At 69.6% G+C, this 14,644-nt stretch carries 13 protein-coding genes; 4 read left to right on the plus strand and 9 right to left on the minus strand.

Features of this window, described 5'->3' with window-relative positions; translation table 11 throughout:
• Positions 1-32 precede the first annotated feature (32 nt).
• Together HD841_RS18510 and HD841_RS18515 are read right to left on the minus strand one after the other, a co-directional pair.
• Positions 33-1,214, minus strand: a complete 1,182-nt coding sequence (locus HD841_RS18510) for a glycosyltransferase (RefSeq protein ID WP_179510381.1) — start codon at positions 1,212-1,214, stop codon at positions 33-35.
• A gap of 41 nt (positions 1,215-1,255) precedes the next feature.
• Positions 1,256-2,302: a cell wall hydrolase gene (locus HD841_RS18515; RefSeq protein WP_373563071.1), complete on the minus strand. Its 1,047-nt coding sequence runs from the start codon at positions 2,300-2,302 to the stop codon at positions 1,256-1,258.
• Positions 2,303-2,574: 272 nt separating this feature from the next.
• Between HD841_RS18515 and HD841_RS18520 the strand changes: the two genes are divergently transcribed.
• Complete coding sequence (locus HD841_RS18520) at positions 2,575-3,894, plus strand: O-antigen ligase family protein (RefSeq protein WP_179510382.1); 1,320 nt, start codon at positions 2,575-2,577, stop codon at positions 3,892-3,894.
• A 519-nt stretch (positions 3,895-4,413) separates the two neighbouring features.
• Here HD841_RS18520 and HD841_RS18525 read toward each other — a convergent pair.
• The 5 genes from HD841_RS18525 to HD841_RS18545 all read right to left on the minus strand — a co-directional run bounded on the left by HD841_RS18525 (position 4,414) and on the right by HD841_RS18545 (position 9,801).
• Positions 4,414-5,037, minus strand: a complete 624-nt coding sequence (locus tag HD841_RS18525) for a hypothetical protein (RefSeq protein ID WP_179510383.1) — start codon at positions 5,035-5,037, stop codon at positions 4,414-4,416.
• Between the two features lie 6 nt (positions 5,038-5,043).
• Entirely contained in the window at positions 5,044-7,188 is a 2,145-nt protein-coding gene (locus HD841_RS18530) for a GumC family protein (protein ID WP_179510384.1), read from the minus strand.
• A 33-nt stretch (positions 7,189-7,221) separates the two neighbouring features.
• Positions 7,222-8,523 carry an outer membrane beta-barrel protein gene (locus tag HD841_RS18535; RefSeq protein WP_179510385.1) on the minus strand — a complete coding sequence of 434 codons (1,302 nt, stop codon included), beginning with the start codon at positions 8,521-8,523 and terminating at the stop codon, positions 7,222-7,224.
• A gap of 27 nt (positions 8,524-8,550) precedes the next feature.
• Positions 8,551-8,985, minus strand: a complete 435-nt coding sequence (locus HD841_RS18540; protein ID WP_179510386.1) for a hypothetical protein — start codon at positions 8,983-8,985, stop codon at positions 8,551-8,553.
• Between the two features lie 183 nt (positions 8,986-9,168).
• Positions 9,169-9,801 carry a polysaccharide biosynthesis/export family protein gene (locus tag HD841_RS18545; protein ID WP_257015778.1) on the minus strand — a complete coding sequence of 211 codons (633 nt, stop codon included), beginning with the start codon at positions 9,799-9,801 and terminating at the stop codon, positions 9,169-9,171.
• A 244-nt stretch (positions 9,802-10,045) separates the two neighbouring features.
• On the opposite strand from HD841_RS18545, the gene HD841_RS18550 reads away from it, so the two are divergent.
• Together HD841_RS18550 and HD841_RS18555 are read left to right on the plus strand one after the other, a co-directional pair.
• Positions 10,046-10,684: a transglutaminase-like cysteine peptidase gene (locus HD841_RS18550; protein ID WP_179510388.1), complete on the plus strand. Its 639-nt coding sequence runs from the start codon at positions 10,046-10,048 to the stop codon at positions 10,682-10,684.
• Positions 10,685-10,755: 71 nt separating this feature from the next.
• Entirely contained in the window at positions 10,756-11,025 is a 270-nt protein-coding gene (locus HD841_RS18555) for a hypothetical protein (protein ID WP_179510389.1), read from the plus strand.
• A gap of 186 nt (positions 11,026-11,211) precedes the next feature.
• Here the strand turns inward: HD841_RS18555 and HD841_RS18560 are convergent, their stop codons facing one another.
• The gene (locus HD841_RS18560; RefSeq protein WP_179510390.1) at positions 11,212-11,490 is read right to left on the minus strand and encodes a hypothetical protein; all 279 of its coding nucleotides are present in this window, start codon (positions 11,488-11,490) and stop codon (positions 11,212-11,214) included.
• A gap of 200 nt (positions 11,491-11,690) precedes the next feature.
• On the opposite strand from HD841_RS18560, the gene HD841_RS18565 reads away from it, so the two are divergent.
• The gene (locus tag HD841_RS18565; protein ID WP_179510391.1) at positions 11,691-13,523 is read left to right on the plus strand and encodes a hypothetical protein; all 1,833 of its coding nucleotides are present in this window, start codon (positions 11,691-11,693) and stop codon (positions 13,521-13,523) included.
• Between the two features lie 205 nt (positions 13,524-13,728).
• Here the strand turns inward: HD841_RS18565 and HD841_RS18570 are convergent, their stop codons facing one another.
• Positions 13,729-14,538: a hypothetical protein gene (locus HD841_RS18570; RefSeq protein ID WP_179510392.1), complete on the minus strand. Its 810-nt coding sequence runs from the start codon at positions 14,536-14,538 to the stop codon at positions 13,729-13,731.
• Positions 14,539-14,644: the final 106 nt, after the last annotated feature.

Consider the following 14,644-nt stretch of genomic DNA (forward strand, 5'->3'; position numbering starts at 1 on the left):
AATGGGGGCGGTGCCGGCCCGCCCGCGCGAGGCTAGCGCGTCGCACGCTCCTGTTCCGACGCGAGCACGCTGTTGGTGGCGACCAGCCGTTCGGCGCGCTCCACCTCTGCGGCGAAGTCGCGCAGGAAGTTGGCGCGGTCGAAGCGGCGGGCGTTGGCGATCGCCGCCTCGGGATCGAAGCCGGGCAGCCAGGCGTCGAACCGGTCCATCGCCTCGATCAGCGACTCCGCGCTCTGCGCGTGGAAGTGGATGCCGGTCTCGCCGTCGATCACCGTCTCGGTGCCGCCACCGCGGCCGAAGACGACCACCGGCCGGCCCGCCGCCTGCGATTCCACCGGGATGATGCCGAAATCCTCCTCGGCGGTGAAGATCAGCGCGCGCGCCTGCGCATAGGCCGCGCGCAGCTCGTCGAAGCGCATCCGCGTGGTGAAGCGGACGTTGGGGCCGGCGCGCGCCTTCAGGGTCTCGAGCATCGGGCCGTCGCCGATCACGTGGAGCTTGCGGCCGCTGCGGGTGAAGGCGTCGACCGCGATATCGGGGCGCTTGTAGGGGACGAGCTGGCTGATCCACACGCATTCGTCGCTGACCGCATCGGTGCGCTGGAACAGGTCGACGTCGACCGGCGGATAGACGACGCTCGCCGACCGGCCCCAGAATTTGCCGATGCGCCGGCGCACGAACTGGCTGTTGGCCATGATGACGTCGGGCCGCGACGCGCTCATCCGGTCCCAGGCGCGCATCCGGGGGGCGACCAGCCGCAGGTAGAGCCCGGCGAGCCTGCCGCTCGCCTTGCGATAGGCGTGATACTGGTCCCAGATGTAGCGCATCGGCGAGTGGCAATAAGTGACATGGACCGCGTCGGGGCGGGTGATGACGCCCTTGGCCGGCCCCGCCTCGCAGCTGATGACGAGGTCGTAGGCGCTGAGGTCGAGCGCCTCGAGCGCGGCGGGCATCAGCGGCAGGTATTTCTGATACTGGGTCTTCGCCAGCGGCAGCTTGCTGATGAAGGTGCTGAAGATGCGATGACGCTTCAGTGTCTGCGACAGCGCATTCTCGTCGACGACATGGGTGAAGATGTCGGCATCGGGATAGAGGTCGCAGATCCGTTCGAGCACGCGCTCCCCGCCGCGCATCGTCACCAGCCAATAATGGACGATCGCCACCTTGCGCGGGCGCCCCGGAACGGTCCCGCCGGGCGTGGTCTCTACGGTCATCGGATAAGGTCCTGTTGCAATGGCAGCGACATAGCGCGAGCTTACTGGGGCAGCGGCAGATGGGAACGCGTGCTGCGGCGATCCGGGAAATAATTGCGCGGCGTTGGCGTCGCGGTCGGGGCCGGCGTGGGGGCGGGCGCGGGCTGGCCGCTGCCGGCGCCGGCGCCGCTGCCGCCGCCCGGGGTCGCGGCGCTGCCGTCGGTCCCGGTCACGGTGGGGCCGGGATAGGCGGGCAGCGCCAGCGGCGCGCCGGCCACCGCGCGGGTGTCGATGTCGCTCGCCGGCAGCGCCGGATCGGGCAGCGTCGGCGCGAGCAGCGCCGGGTCGGTGGGCAGCGCCGCGGCCGCGGCGCGGAACGCGGCATAATCGTGCGGCTGGCCGGGCAGGCGGTAGAAGATGTGATGGCCGAGGATGCCGAGCTTGAGCAGCTCGGGAGCCCATTTCGGGAAGACGTAGAGCGTGTGGTAATGCGTCGCCTGCCCCGCCTCGGCCGAGGTCCAGCCGTCGAGCGCGGCGGTGGCGACGCCCATCGCGACCTTCCACCGCGCCGGATTGGGCGCGCGCGCCATCGATCCGTCGCAGGTGAAGCTGAACTGGCAGCCGGTCGGCCGCTCGGAGCCCTGGTTGACGACCTCGCAGATCGTCTTGGGATAGCGCGGATGGCGCAGCCGGTTGAGCACGACCTGCGCGACCGCGCGCTGGCCGCTCAGCGGCTCGCCGCTCGCCTCGTAATAGACCGCATTGGCGAGGCAGACCGTCTGCCGCTCGAGATCGGCGCCGAGCCAGGCGGCGACGAACGGCGGGGCCAGCGGATTGCTGGCATGGCTGAGCGGCAGCGCGAGATTGCGGGCGAGCGCATCCTGCGGCGACAATTGGAGGATCGCGCTCGGCACGAAGGTGTCGATCGGCAGCTGGTCCTCGGGCAGCGCGGCGGGCGCGGCCACCTTGCTGCGTGCGGGCCCGAACGGGATGGCGTCGAGGAATGTGCTGTCGTCGTCCATCGTCAGCAGCGCGGTCACCAGCCCGATGACCAGCAGCACTGCGGCAAGGCCCCAGAGCGTCGATCGTTGGGAATGGGAAAGCGGCACGGGCGGTCCTCGGGCAATCGGGGCGGCCGCACCCATAAGCCGATCGTTCGACGGGTGTCCTGCGCGGGATCGGATCGATCCCCGCCGCATCGTGCGTTTTCGGGACATTTGCAAGCTGGCAGAGGCGATTGCATTGGCTAGGGTCGGCGCCGACCGGCATGCGGCAGCGGCCACGCCGGGCAGGGGAGGGATATGATTGTGTTGCCCGATCGGGAGCGGACCCGCCTCACACCGTCACCCCGGACGGCCGCGCAAACACCAAAGGTGACGGCATGAGCGAGACGGCGCGCCCCGCCGCACCGCGTCCGCTCGGCTGGGCGGCGCCGGCGCTCGCCGTGCTGATCGTCACGCAGATCCTCGCGGGCGGTGCCAACCAGGGCGTGTCGAGCGCGATCGCCGCCTTCGCCGACGCCCTGCTCGCGATCGCGGTGATCGCGCTGTCGCCCGCCGCCTCGCGCTTCTGGCGGCTGGCGCGGCTGCCGCTCGCGCTGCTCGCCGCGGCGCTGCTGTGGGCGGCGCTGCCCGGCCTGCTGCCGCGCGGCTTGGGCGCGGCGCTCGCCATGCCCGCCAACCCGGCCGCCGACCTGTTCGGCCTCGCGCTCGCCAAGGCGCTGGCGACGACGCTGCTGACCATCGTCGCCGCGCTGCTCGCCTATCGCGCCGGCTCGGCGCGCGGCGTGGTGCGGGTGCTGACGCTCGCCGGGCTGGTCTATGTCGCCTGGGCGGCGGTCGATGCGGTCGACTGGCTGTACGACAGCGCCCGCGCCGCCCGCTACAGCGGCACGATCGGCAATCCCAATGCCGCCGGCATCGTCTTCGCGGCGATCGCCCTGCTCGCCGGCGGGCTGGCGCTCGCCCCCGACGACGAACCGATGCCGCTGCGCCTCGCCGCGCTCGCCGGAAGTGCGGTGGCGCTGGTGCTGTGCGCGCTGACCGGCAGCCGCAGCGCGGTGCTGCTCGCCCTGCTGGGCGGCGCGCTGCTGCTGGTGCGGCGCTGGCGGCGCTGGCAGGACGGGCGGCCGTCGCTACGCCTGCTCGCCCCGGCCGCGCTCGCCATGCTGGTGCTGCTCGTGCTGGTCGCGGTGCTCACCCCGGTCGCCGACCGCTCCGCCTATCTGCCCGAGGATGCCGGGTCGCGCTGGGCGGTGATCGATCATTATGCCGGGGTCGCCAATGCCAGCCCGCTCTGGGGCCATGGCCTTGGCAGCTTCTACGAGGTCAACCAGCACACGCTGACCGCGGAGGTGGCGCCGCTCTACTGGAATTTCGGCGCCGCCCACAATGCGCCGGTGCAGCTGGCGATCGAGGCGGGCTGGCCGGGGCTGGCGCTGTTGCTGGTCGCGCTGGCGGCGATCGCCTTCCAGATCGCCCGCGCGCGGCGCGACTGGTGGTCGGTCGCGCCGCTGTGCGCGCTCGCCGCGATCACCGGCAGCGCGATGGTCGACATCGCGCTCAACGTGCCCGCGGTGGCCGGATTGTTCGCGATCCTGCTCGGGTCGGTCTGGGGTGCGGCGCTGGCGAGCGGCGCGGTGCGGCGGCCGGTGGCGCGGCGAGGGCGCGGAAGCGAACGCGGCGCGCCGAAACCTCGATGACCTGACATCCATCCGTTGGTGCCGAGCCTGTCGAAGCATTGTGGGTCCCAACTGCCCTTCGACAGGCTCAGGGCAAACGGTCGGGGAGGGGGTCCGGCGATGCGCGTGCCCACGTCACCGACCTCGCTACCCTCCGCCCCGTTGGTGCTGAGCCTCTCGAAGCGCCGTGGGTCCCACCTGCCCTTCGACAGGCTCAGGGCGAACGGTCGGGGAGAGGGTCCGGCGATGCGCGTGCCCACGTCACCGACCTCGCCACCCCCGCCCGGTTGGTGCTGAGCCTGTCGAAGCGCCGTGGGTCCCAACTGCCCTTCAACAGGCTCAGGGCGAACGGTCGGGGAGGGGGGCCGGCGATGAGCGTGCCACGTCACCGACCTCGCACTCCCGCCCGGTTGGTGCTGAGCCTGTCGAGGCGCCGTGGGTCTCACCTGCCCTTCGACAGGCTCAGGGCGAACGGTCGGGGGCGCGGGAAGGCAAGGAGGCAAGGAGGCAAGGAGGCGAGCCGCCTCGCAGCCTCGCGCCTCAATGCTTCGGCGGCATCCGCAGCGCGAAGCGGACCGACATCGGCGAGCCGCCCATGATGTCGACCAGCCGGTCGTTGAAGCGGCCGTCGAGCGCCGCGAGCCAGGCCGCCTCGGCGACCGCGGCCTCCTGCGTCGCCGCGGGCAGGTCGCGCCAATAGCGCGCGGCATAAGCGGCACGCCAGAAGCCCTCGGCGGTGAGGAAGGGCGCGGCGGCATAACTGGCGGTGAAGGCGCGCAGGCTGGCCGGGCCGGGATGGTCGCCGGGCGTCAGCGCGAGCTGGCTATGCAGCAGCAGCGTCGCCGCGGCGGTCGGCCGGCCGTCGTCGGCGATGGCGAGCATCGCGCGGGCATGGGCGAGGCTGGCGCGGTCCGCGCCGGGCTGCACCGCCTCGCCCGCCTGCCGCAGCCAGAGCGCGGCAAGGCCGATCGCGGCGCGCGGCGGCACGTCGGCCGGCCGCCAGCCCGTCGCCTCGGCGAGCAGCGCGGCGCGCGCCGGCGGCTCGGCATCGCGCGCCGCGGCGACCGCGGCGACACGGCGCTCGCTGCCGATCGCCATGCCCGAGAGGACGAGCGTCACCCCCGCGGCCGCCAGCCACGCCGGCCTCAGGCGGGAGCGGGCCACCGCCGCCTATTCGTTGTAATAAGAGGAGTAGCGCGCCGAATAATACAGGCCTCCCATCGCCTCCGAACGGTGATCGACCATCGTCAGCACCGCACCGAGCACCTCGCCCTGGCTCTGCTCGAGCCCGGCGAGCGCGGCGTCGACCGCGGCGATCGGCGTCGTGTTCCACTTGATGACCAGCATCACCGCATCGGCGAGGCCGACCAGCGTGCGGGCATCGGCGATGCCGAGCAGCGGCGGGGTGTCTAGGATGATGAAGTCGTAGCGACCGCGCGCCTCGGCGAGCATCGCCTCCATCCGGCCCCCGCCGAACAGGTCGATCGGCGTGAACAGCGAGCCCTGGACGAGCAGCAGGTCGAGCCCGTCGACCTCGTCGGGCAGCACCGCCTGCGCCATCGAGGCGCGGCCTTCGAGCACGTCGGCAAGGCCGGTGTCGACCGAGCGGTTGAGCGCGCGCAGCACGCCGGCGCGGCGCACGTCGCAGTCGATCAGCAGCACGCGGTCGCCGCTCAGCGCCATAATCCGCGCCAGCGACAGCGCGCTGGTCGTCTTGCCCTCGCCCGGCAGGGTCGAGGCGAGCGCGATCACCTGCGTCCGCTGCGTCTGGTTGCGCGACGCGATGAACGAGCGGATCGCGCGATACGCCTCGGCATAGACCGTCATCGGCTTGGACACGAGCGTCGTCGCCGGATTGGCGGCGCGGTTGGCGCGCAGCTTCCACGGCGTCGGCAGGCGCGGCACCGAGGCGACGAACGACAGGCCGAGCAGGGTCTCGATATCCTCAGGCTTGCGGATCGTCGAGCTCAGCCCCTCGAACAGCAGCACGCCGGCGAGGCCGAAGACGAGGCCGATCAGCAGGCCGGCCGCGGCGAATGCCTTGACCTGCGGGAAGGTCGGCTTGGTCGGGATCGTCGCATTCTCGATGATGTTCGCCTGCGGCGTCGAGACGCGCTGCGCCTGGGTCGACTGCTGCGCCGCCTGGGCGAGGCGGGTATAGGCGGTACGCTTGGCCTCGGCATCGCGCTCCAGGCTGCCGGCCATCACCGATGCCTGGTCGTCGCGGGCGACGCCGCGCTGCAGGGTGTTGAGGCGGTTGCGCAGGCTGGCGGCGCGCGCCTCGGCGGACAGCGCCTGGCTGCGCAGGCCGCCGACGACGCGCTGCGCCTCCTGGCGGATTTGCGCGTCGAGCGATTCGATCTGCTGCGCGACCTGGATCGACAGCGGATAGCGCGGGCCGTAGCGCGAGCTCAGCTCGGCGCGACGCTTCTCCGCCTCGGTGCGCTGGCGGCGCAGGTCGGCGATGACCCCCGACGACAGCACCGCCGAGATCGCGTCGGTGCCGCCGGTCGCATTCTGCCGCTCCGCGACCGCCAGCGCCGAGCGCGCCGCGGCGGCTTCGGATTCGGCGGTGGCGAGCTGCATCGACAGCGGTGCGATCTGCTGGTCAGTGATCGTGCCGCCTTCGCCGCTCTGGCTGATGCCGCTCTGCGCGCGATAGGAGGCGAGGCGCGCATCGGCGGCCTGCACCTCGGCACCGAGCTCGCGCAGCCGGTTCTGGATCGACTGCGACTGTTTCGCCGCGGTGCCCATCAGATTGTCGGCGGTGCCGGCGACATAGGTGCTGGCATAGGTATTGGCGATGCGCGCCGCCTTGGCGCCGTCGACCGAGCGGATGCCGATCATGACAAGATAGCTCTTGTCGTCGCGGTTGATCTTGAGGTGCTCGAGCACGCCGCTGGTGGCGCGTTCGATCGCGGTGTTGGCGGGGCCCTTGCCGGCGAATTCGGGATCGCGATCGAGGCCGAGCTGGGTGACCACCTTGCGCGCGGTGGCGCGCGAGCCGATCACCTGCACCTCGGTGTTGACCGCGGTCTGGTCGGCCGGCTGTTCGGTGCCGTTGCCGAAGTCGAGCGGCGAGGCGGCGTTGGGGGTGATCCGCACCTTGGCGAAGGCGTCGTATTTCGGCGTCAGCATCAGCGCCGTGCCGAGCGCGGCCGCGAACACGACGAGCGCCGTCGCGACCACGACGATCCAGCGCCGACGGATCGCTTCGCCGACCGACTTCAGGGTGACCGCGCGCCGTCCGACGTGACGCGACTGGTCGAAGCGGCTTGCTTCATCTTGCTCGGCCAGCGAGGACATCTTGTTCATACGGTCGCGATTTTCCCTTGGGGAACGACAGCGTTACCGCTGCAGGACGATTGATAACAGCGCGCGGGTCTCGTCGAAAGACTGTAATCCGACCGTCCCGCGGGCGGAGCGATTGTCACGCCCGACCAGCAGCCCGAACCCGAAATTGCGGTTGAGCAGGTAGCGCCCGCCGGCGCTGTAGCGGACAATCTTCGATTTGCTGTTCTGATTGACGAAATCGTCCTGCTCATAGCCGATCTGGGCGTTGAGCAGCAGGTTACGAAGCAGTTCGTGATCGACGCGCAGCGCGGCCGCGGTCGCGAAGAAGCCGCTGCTGGTGCCGAAATAGCTGTCCTGCACCGTCCGACGGACGTTGAGGCCGACGGTGGTGAGCTGGGTCGGGAAATATTCGATCTTCGCCTCCGCCGACAGGCCGGAGATGTCGCGATAGATCGGCGCGTCGTAGCGGCGGCTGACATAGCCGATGCCGATGCCGCCGCGGACCAGCGCCGACAGGTCGAAGCTCGCGCCCCCGATCACGTTGACCTCCTTGGAGTCGCGGTTAGCGATGCCGGTGGTCAGCGGATATTTGTAGGTCGTGTCGGTATAGCCGCCCTGCAGGAACAGCGAGGTGTCGGGCGACACCGCATATTCGCCGCGGGCGGTGGTACGCAGCAGCGTCTGGTCGCGACCCTGCTGGCTGATCCGCCCGCCCGAGAAGGAGCGCACGTCCGAAAAGTCGAACTGGTCGACGCTGACCGCGACCTGGCCGCGGATGCGGGCGCCGGCGAAGGCGCTGCCGACGCTGGCGGTGGTCTGCTGGAACTGGATCGCCTCGGCGGCATCCTGCGGCGAGGCGGCCGACGAACGCGGCTCGGTCGAGCGCGCGGTGCGCAGCAGCGTGTTGAAGGTCAGCGATCGCGTCGCGTCGAGCCGGCCGCTGGCGTCGAGATTGTAGTTGGTCTCGTTGCGCGGCGTCTCGCTGGCGAAACGGCGCAGCCGCGCGCCGGCGTTGAAGTTCAGCTCGTGAGTCGACCAGTTGCTGTTCGCGGCGATCGACGGCGCGATGAGGGCGTAGACGTCGCCCTCCTTGTTGTTGTCGACCTGATAGGCGTTGTCGGTGATGCCCGCGCCCAGTTCCAGCTTGGGGTAGAGCAGGAACGAGCCGGCGCGGACGCCCTGCGCCTGATATTCCGGCCGCTCGCGCTGGAGGACGCTGGTGTTCTTGCCGCGATCGAAATCGAGCGGCAGGTTGGGCAGCACCAGATTGGCGTCGGTCGATTGCTGCGCCTGCGCCACACCGGCCGCAAACGGCATGGACAGCATGCCCGCCAGGGCAACAAGGGGCAGCCGCATCGAAATACCTGTCATGACGGTCATCAGTTAAAACGAGGCGTAATTGGAGCTGCCCCCGCCGATCCCGACCGCGGGACCCTGGGCAAGCGTCGCGCCGGGGCCACCCACCGCGGCGGTGCCGTAGCGGTCGCAGCGCGAGGCGCCGGTCAGCACGTCGCGCAGCGCCTGGACGGTCGGCTTGGGCTGACGCGGCACGTCGAGCGCCTCGTGCAGCGCGGCGACGACGACCGGGCAATTGGCCTGGCTCTGGTCGACCGCATAGGCGATCTGCGCCTCGAACTGGTCGCGCTCCGCGGTGGCGGGCACGCCGGCGATGGTGCGCATGATCTCGGTATAGAGCGCGATGACGTTGGGATCGTCGCGCGACACCACCGGCGACAGCGGCGTGACCGGAATCTGGGCGTCACCGCTGGCGCCGACGAGCGATATCGTCGCCGCCATTCCCAAGAAAAGCAATCGCATAGCCAAACCCCTTATTTGCCAAGCCTGTGTCATATAACGCCGTGATCCACAATCACGTGGCATGGCTTGGCCGGCGTTGCGTCCGATTTCGGGACAATAGTGGCCGCAATGACGCGGTTACGGCAGCGACGGACAGCGCGTGGGCCCGGCGAGGCGTGGGGTGCGCCGTCGCCGGGCGGATCGTCAGAACAGCCGCTCGCGGATGCGGATCGTATCGCCGGGGCGGACGCGCAGGTCGGGGGACAGCGGCACCGTCTCCTCGGTCGCCTCGCCGGCGTGCTTGACCACCACCGACTTCTTGCTGGCGCGATAGGTGAACCCTTCCGCGGTGGCGACCGCGTTGAGGACGGTCAGCCCGGAGGAATAGGGATATTCGCCCGGCTTGTTGACCTCGCCGAGGATATAATAGGGGCGGAAGGTCAGCACGTCGATGCTGACCCGCGGCTCGCGCAGATAGCCGTCGGCGAGCTTGCGCTGGATGGTCGCGGCGAGCGCGGTGGTGGTGACGCCGGCGGCATCGACGTCGCCGATCAGCGGCAGCGACAGCTTGCCGTTGGCATTGACCAGGAATTCCCCCGACAGCGAGGGTTCGTCGAAGATCAGGATGCGGATCTTGTCGGCGACACCGAGCCGATAGTCATCGGTGGAGGCCGAGACGCCGGCCGGGCCGGCCTGTGCCGAGGCGGTGACGCTCCCCGTTCCCGCAGCGGTGGCCGGGCCGGTCCGCGCCGGGGTGCTGGCGGTGGCCGGCGCGGTCTGACCGGAGGCGAGGGCGGGGCCGCATCCCGCCAGGCCGATCGCCGCGATCAGGGTCATCAGGATTTTCATTCGCCGGACTTCCCCATGGCAGAGCTTCGCATCGGACGACCGCGGCGGCCGGCCGGCGGACAGAGCCGCCGAGCCGCCGCAGCTGCGGTCTGGATCGGCTAAAGCTAGCGCACATCGCGATTATTGTCACCTGCCCGGCACGGCCCGACGCGCGGTTCACGGCATCGCAGCGTCCTTTCCCGGGACGGCGTAGGAATTTTCTTAACCTTCCCCCGCTACCCTGCGGGCCGAGATGATCACCGCGCCCCTTCCGATCGGCCGTCTCCCGGCCCTCCGCTCCACCGGCGCCATCGGGCGCTGGCTTGCCGGCCTCGCCGTCGCGCTGTCCGCGTCGCTCGCCACCCCGGCGAGCGCCAGCCGGCCCGACCTGTACATCGCGCTCGCCCAGCCGATCACCCCGCCGCGCGGCTTTGCGGTGATGTGCGAGACGCGGCCCGACCTGTGCACCAACGCACCCTGGGCGGGCGAGACGCAGATCACGGACGACCTGCGCCTGCTCGACCAGGTCAACCGCACCGTCAACCATCACGTCCGCCAGCAGAGCGACCTGCGCGCCTATGGCCGCGCCGAACTGTGGACGCCTTCGGGCCGTGGCCGCCGCGCGGTCGGCGATTGCGAGGATATCGCGCTCGAAAAGCGGCTGGAGCTGATCAGGGCCGGCTTCCCGCCCGACAATCTGTTCCTCGCGGTCGGCTATGCGCGGCGCATCGGCCTGCACGTCGTGCTCGTCGCGCGCACCGGCTCGGGCGACCTGGTGCTCGACAGCCGCGCCGAGGGCATCCGGATGTGGCGCGACGTTCCCTATAGCTGGATCGGCGTCCAGTCCGGGCAGGACCCGGCGCGCTGGTTCGGTATCCAGCGCAGCTCCTGACGGAACCAAGCCGGGCTTTGGCGATTAACCCCCTTCGGCTTTCAAGCCGTTCGATAACAGGGGTACAATCGATGAAGAAGATGGTGGTTCTCGCCATGGCGGCCGGTCTGGCCAGCCTGTCCGCGTGCAATTCCAGCCCGCGCGAACAGACCGCGGACAATATCGAAGCGAACAGCGAAGCGGTCGCCGACAATCTGGAAGACGCCGCGGACAACGTCAGCAACGACGCGGCCGAAGCCAGCCTCGAGAACAAGGCGGACGCCGTCCGCGCGACCGGCCAGAACCAGGCCGACGACATGCGCACCAACGACCCCGACACCAACCTGTCGAACGGTATCTGACGGCCGGCGAAGTTCCGGGTCAGGCCGGGCTGGTCCCAAGCCCAGCCCGTACTGGGGGGCGTCCGGCAAGCCGGGCGCCCTTTTTGCGTCGGACGGCTTTGCGTCGGGACAGATTTGCGTCGGCACAGCGCCGCACGCGACCGACCCCGCCCGCCGTACATGACGGACGGGGTGGTGCGTCACAGCTTAGTTGCTGTCGGAATCGTCGTCTTCCTTGTCGCTGATCAGCACCCCGGCGGCAATGGCGATGCCGGCGACGATGATCGCGGCCGAGATCGGGCCGATGCCGGCACCGGCGAGCTTGCTCGACTTGCCTGCGGGCGCGCCGGCACGATGGGCGGACGACAGCGACAGCGCACTCGCCGCATTAGTCGGCGCGACGGTGGTCGGGGCGGCATTGGCCGCCGCGATCGGGCTGGCGACGAGGGCGAGGGTCGAAGCGCCCAGAATGACGGATTTAAGCAAGGAGATACTCCCGGTTGCGAGTGGTCGGCGAAGGTCGCCGCTGGCCGAACGCGTCGCGACGCCGGCATCTACCAGGCATAGCTCGATTTTTTTGCGGTGCGGCGGAACCGCAACGGTCCGCACCGCAACCGATATTTAACTCCGCCATGGCTAAGAGCTTGAGAACAATCTCGAGTTGGATCGTCATGCTGAACTTCCGAATGACTCTTGCGGCGTGCGGCGTGCTGCTGCTCGGTGGATGCGGAGGCGGCGGAGGCGCCGCCAGCGACACCGCGGCCGGCTCGTCCGGCGTGGTGGTCGTGGCCGCACCGACGCCCGTCGCGACCCCGGCTCCGACACCGACACCGACGCCGACACCCGTGGCGACCACGCCCAATACGATGATCCTCGGCACGGCCACCGCCTTCGGCCAGCAGACCTGGGACTTCTCGATCCTGCAGACCGCCAAGTCGATCGGCTCGGCAGCGGTGCGCGACGGCGTCGCCTGGACCGAGATCGAGAAGTCGCCCGGCGTCTATCAGTTCACCTCCCCCAAGGTGAGCTGGATCAACAACGTCATCGACGGCGGCTTCCCCGTCACCTTGCTGTTCGACAATACCAATCCGCTCTACGACGGCGGCCAGACGCCCTATACCGACGCCGGCCGTGCCGCTTATGCCAAGCTGATCGTCGCCACGCTCGACCATTTCCCGCGCGTCAAGTCGATCGAGGTCGCCAACGAATACAATGCGTTCAACTTCGTCAGCGGCCCGGTGCTCAACGACGGCTATCCGGCGCGCCAGAAATATTATTTCGAGACGCTGAAGGCGGTCTACACCGCGGTCAAGGCGACGCATCCCGACGTCAAGGTGCTGGGCGGCGCGGCGCTCGCCATCCCGGTCGGCTATTTCAAGCCGCTGTTCGCGCTCGGCGGTCTCAACTATATGGATGGCATCGTCGTCCATCCCTATACGACCGATCCCGAACAGCTCGACAAGCAGCTGACCGTGCTGAAATCGGCGATGGGCGCCAACGCCCGGCCGATCCACGTCACCGAATTCGCCAAGGAGGTCGACAGCGTCGTCGACACCGCCGACTATCTGGTCAAGAGCGTCGCGGTGATGGCCAGCGCGGGCGTCGCCGAGGCCGATTGGTATGCGCTGCGCCAGCAGGGCGGCCCCAACAACATCTGGTACAAGAACGTCGCGCTTGCCTCCTTTTCGGGCGCGGTGCTGCCGCCGGGGCAGGGCTATAAGGTCATGGCGACGCAGGTGCTCGCCAGGGGCGCCGGGCGGCGGATCGCCACCGATCCCTTCGTCTATGCCTATCAGTTCGGCCAGAATGCGATGGTCGTCTGGGGCGACCCGCGCAGCCTGACGGTCAAGGGCAATGCGAAATTCTACAATTCGCAAGGGGTCGAGATCGCCCAGCCGGCGACGATCGACGCCAAGTCGCCGACGATCATCGTCAGCGATGCGCCGCTGGTCTATGGCGACACCGTCGTGCTCGGGTCGAGCCAGCTCGTCGCCGACAGCTACGACCAGTTCGACTTCACCAATGCGCTCGACGGGTCGAGCAGGTTCGAAGGGCCGTGGACCTATTTCGCCTATGGCGTGCGGTCGCAGGCCTATACCCAGGCCTATACGCAGGGCGGGGGCGAGGTCGCGAGCTCGGACTGGATGCCCTATATCGGCATCGACTGGCTGCGCCCGTTCAACATCAACGCCAACACGCTGAGCCCGGTCGACTATAACACCGGCGGGTCGCCCGATGCCTATAAGGCGATCCTGCGCTACACCTCCCCCTATGACGGCAAGTTCGACATCAGCGGGGTGTGGGACGTCAACGCCAAGTCCGCGGATGGCATCGACGTCCAGGTCGTGGTCAATTCGCAGACCGTGCTGACGACGATCTTCAACGGCCATTACGACATGAGCCTCAAGGGGATCAGTCTCAAACAGGGCGACGTGATCACCTTCGTCGTCGGGCCGAACAAGAATGCCGCCGGCACCGACACGACCAATTACCGGATCAAGATGTACCGCGCCGCCTGATCGCGGCGATCGATCCAGCGTCCCAGGGAACGGGTCGCCGGCACCCGCCGGCGGCCCGTTCGTCCGTCACCAGGCGACGCGCAGCGACAACGCGCCGTTGATGGCCTCGCCGACGTTGGTCTGAGTCCGGCGTGACGCTTGGCCTGCCCGACCCGGACGGCTTTCCGATCAGCGGCAGGTCCGGATGAACGCCGCCCCTATAGGATCAGAGCGCGGGTAAAGCCGCCGGCGCATCCGTGGCCGAGGCGAGCACCCGATCGACCTCGTCGGCGGCAGCGTCGCGGTCGTCACCATCCTGCTCGCTGCGGCGCCGCACGCTCGCCTTCAGGTCGCGGGCGAGCATCCGTGCGTCGCGGGCGAAGGCGGCGTCGGGATCCTCGCCGACGGTGACCGCGACGCTGGTCACGTTGCTCACCTTGGTGACGGCGCTGCTCAGGTCGGCGGCCTCGGCCTCGTGCTGCGCGATGGCGGCCTGGGCTGCGGCGGCCTGCTGCACGTCGCCGCGCGGCGCGGCAGCGACCGCAGCCGCCACGACCAAAACCGCGGGATCGGTCGGGTTGACCGTCTTCGGCGGGTTGGTGTCCTTGATCGGATCGATGTTGATCGCACCGAGATCGAACGGCGTCCCGCCGACGCTGATGAACTCCTGAACCGAGGCGGCCAGTTCGCGCGCGATCTGCGTCACCGCCTGGATGTGCCGGCCGGGCTCGCCGGCATGGAGCACCTCGACCAGATGCAGCTGCGCCTTGAGATCCTGCAGCTTCTGGGCGGCATGCGCGCGGGCGGCGTCGGCATCGCGCTTCGCCGCGCGCAGCGTCTCGAGCGTCTCGGCCGCATCCGACACCTTGTGCGGGCTGGGCGGATGCGGCTGCTGCGGATCGATGGTGTTGGGGTCGGCAATCCCGAGGTCGGGCGCGTCGTCGCTCGCCGGCACGGGTGAGACCGGCGCAACCGGCATGATGCCGAGTTGCTGCGGATCGGCGAAAACCGCCGAGGAGGCGCTGCCTATTTTCATACGTCCATCATAGGACGCCCGGCCGATCCGCGGAAACGCCGGCGGAAATAAAGCCGCGCCTGTCGCACCTCGCGACGCCGCGGCACAGCCGGCAAGGCCGCACCGC

It is taken from the genome of Sphingomonas melonis (assembly GCF_013409985.1).
Classification (GTDB): domain Bacteria; phylum Pseudomonadota; class Alphaproteobacteria; order Sphingomonadales; family Sphingomonadaceae; genus Sphingomonas; species Sphingomonas melonis_A.

Coding starts and splice junctions, on each gene's coding strand:
- HD841_RS18510 (WP_179510381.1), bottom strand. CDS start 1,214: ATGACCGTAGAGACCACGCCCGGCGGGACCGTTCCGGGGCGCCCGCGC.
- HD841_RS18520 (WP_179510382.1), top strand. CDS start 2,575: ATGAGCGAGACGGCGCGCCCCGCCGCACCGCGTCCGCTCGGCTGGGCG.
- HD841_RS18530 (WP_179510384.1), bottom strand. CDS start 7,188: ATGAACAAGATGTCCTCGCTGGCCGAGCAAGATGAAGCAAGCCGCTTC.
- HD841_RS18535 (WP_179510385.1), bottom strand. CDS start 8,523: ATGCGGCTGCCCCTTGTTGCCCTGGCGGGCATGCTGTCCATGCCGTTT.
- HD841_RS18540 (WP_179510386.1), bottom strand. CDS start 8,985: ATGCGATTGCTTTTCTTGGGAATGGCGGCGACGATATCGCTCGTCGGC.
- HD841_RS18545 (WP_257015778.1), bottom strand. CDS start 9,801: ATGACCCTGATCGCGGCGATCGGCCTGGCGGGATGCGGCCCCGCCCTC.
- HD841_RS18550 (WP_179510388.1), top strand. CDS start 10,046: ATGATCACCGCGCCCCTTCCGATCGGCCGTCTCCCGGCCCTCCGCTCC.
- HD841_RS18555 (WP_179510389.1), top strand. CDS start 10,756: ATGAAGAAGATGGTGGTTCTCGCCATGGCGGCCGGTCTGGCCAGCCTG.
- HD841_RS18565 (WP_179510391.1), top strand. CDS start 11,691: ATGACTCTTGCGGCGTGCGGCGTGCTGCTGCTCGGTGGATGCGGAGGC.
- HD841_RS18570 (WP_179510392.1), bottom strand. CDS start 14,538: ATGAAAATAGGCAGCGCCTCCTCGGCGGTTTTCGCCGATCCGCAGCAA.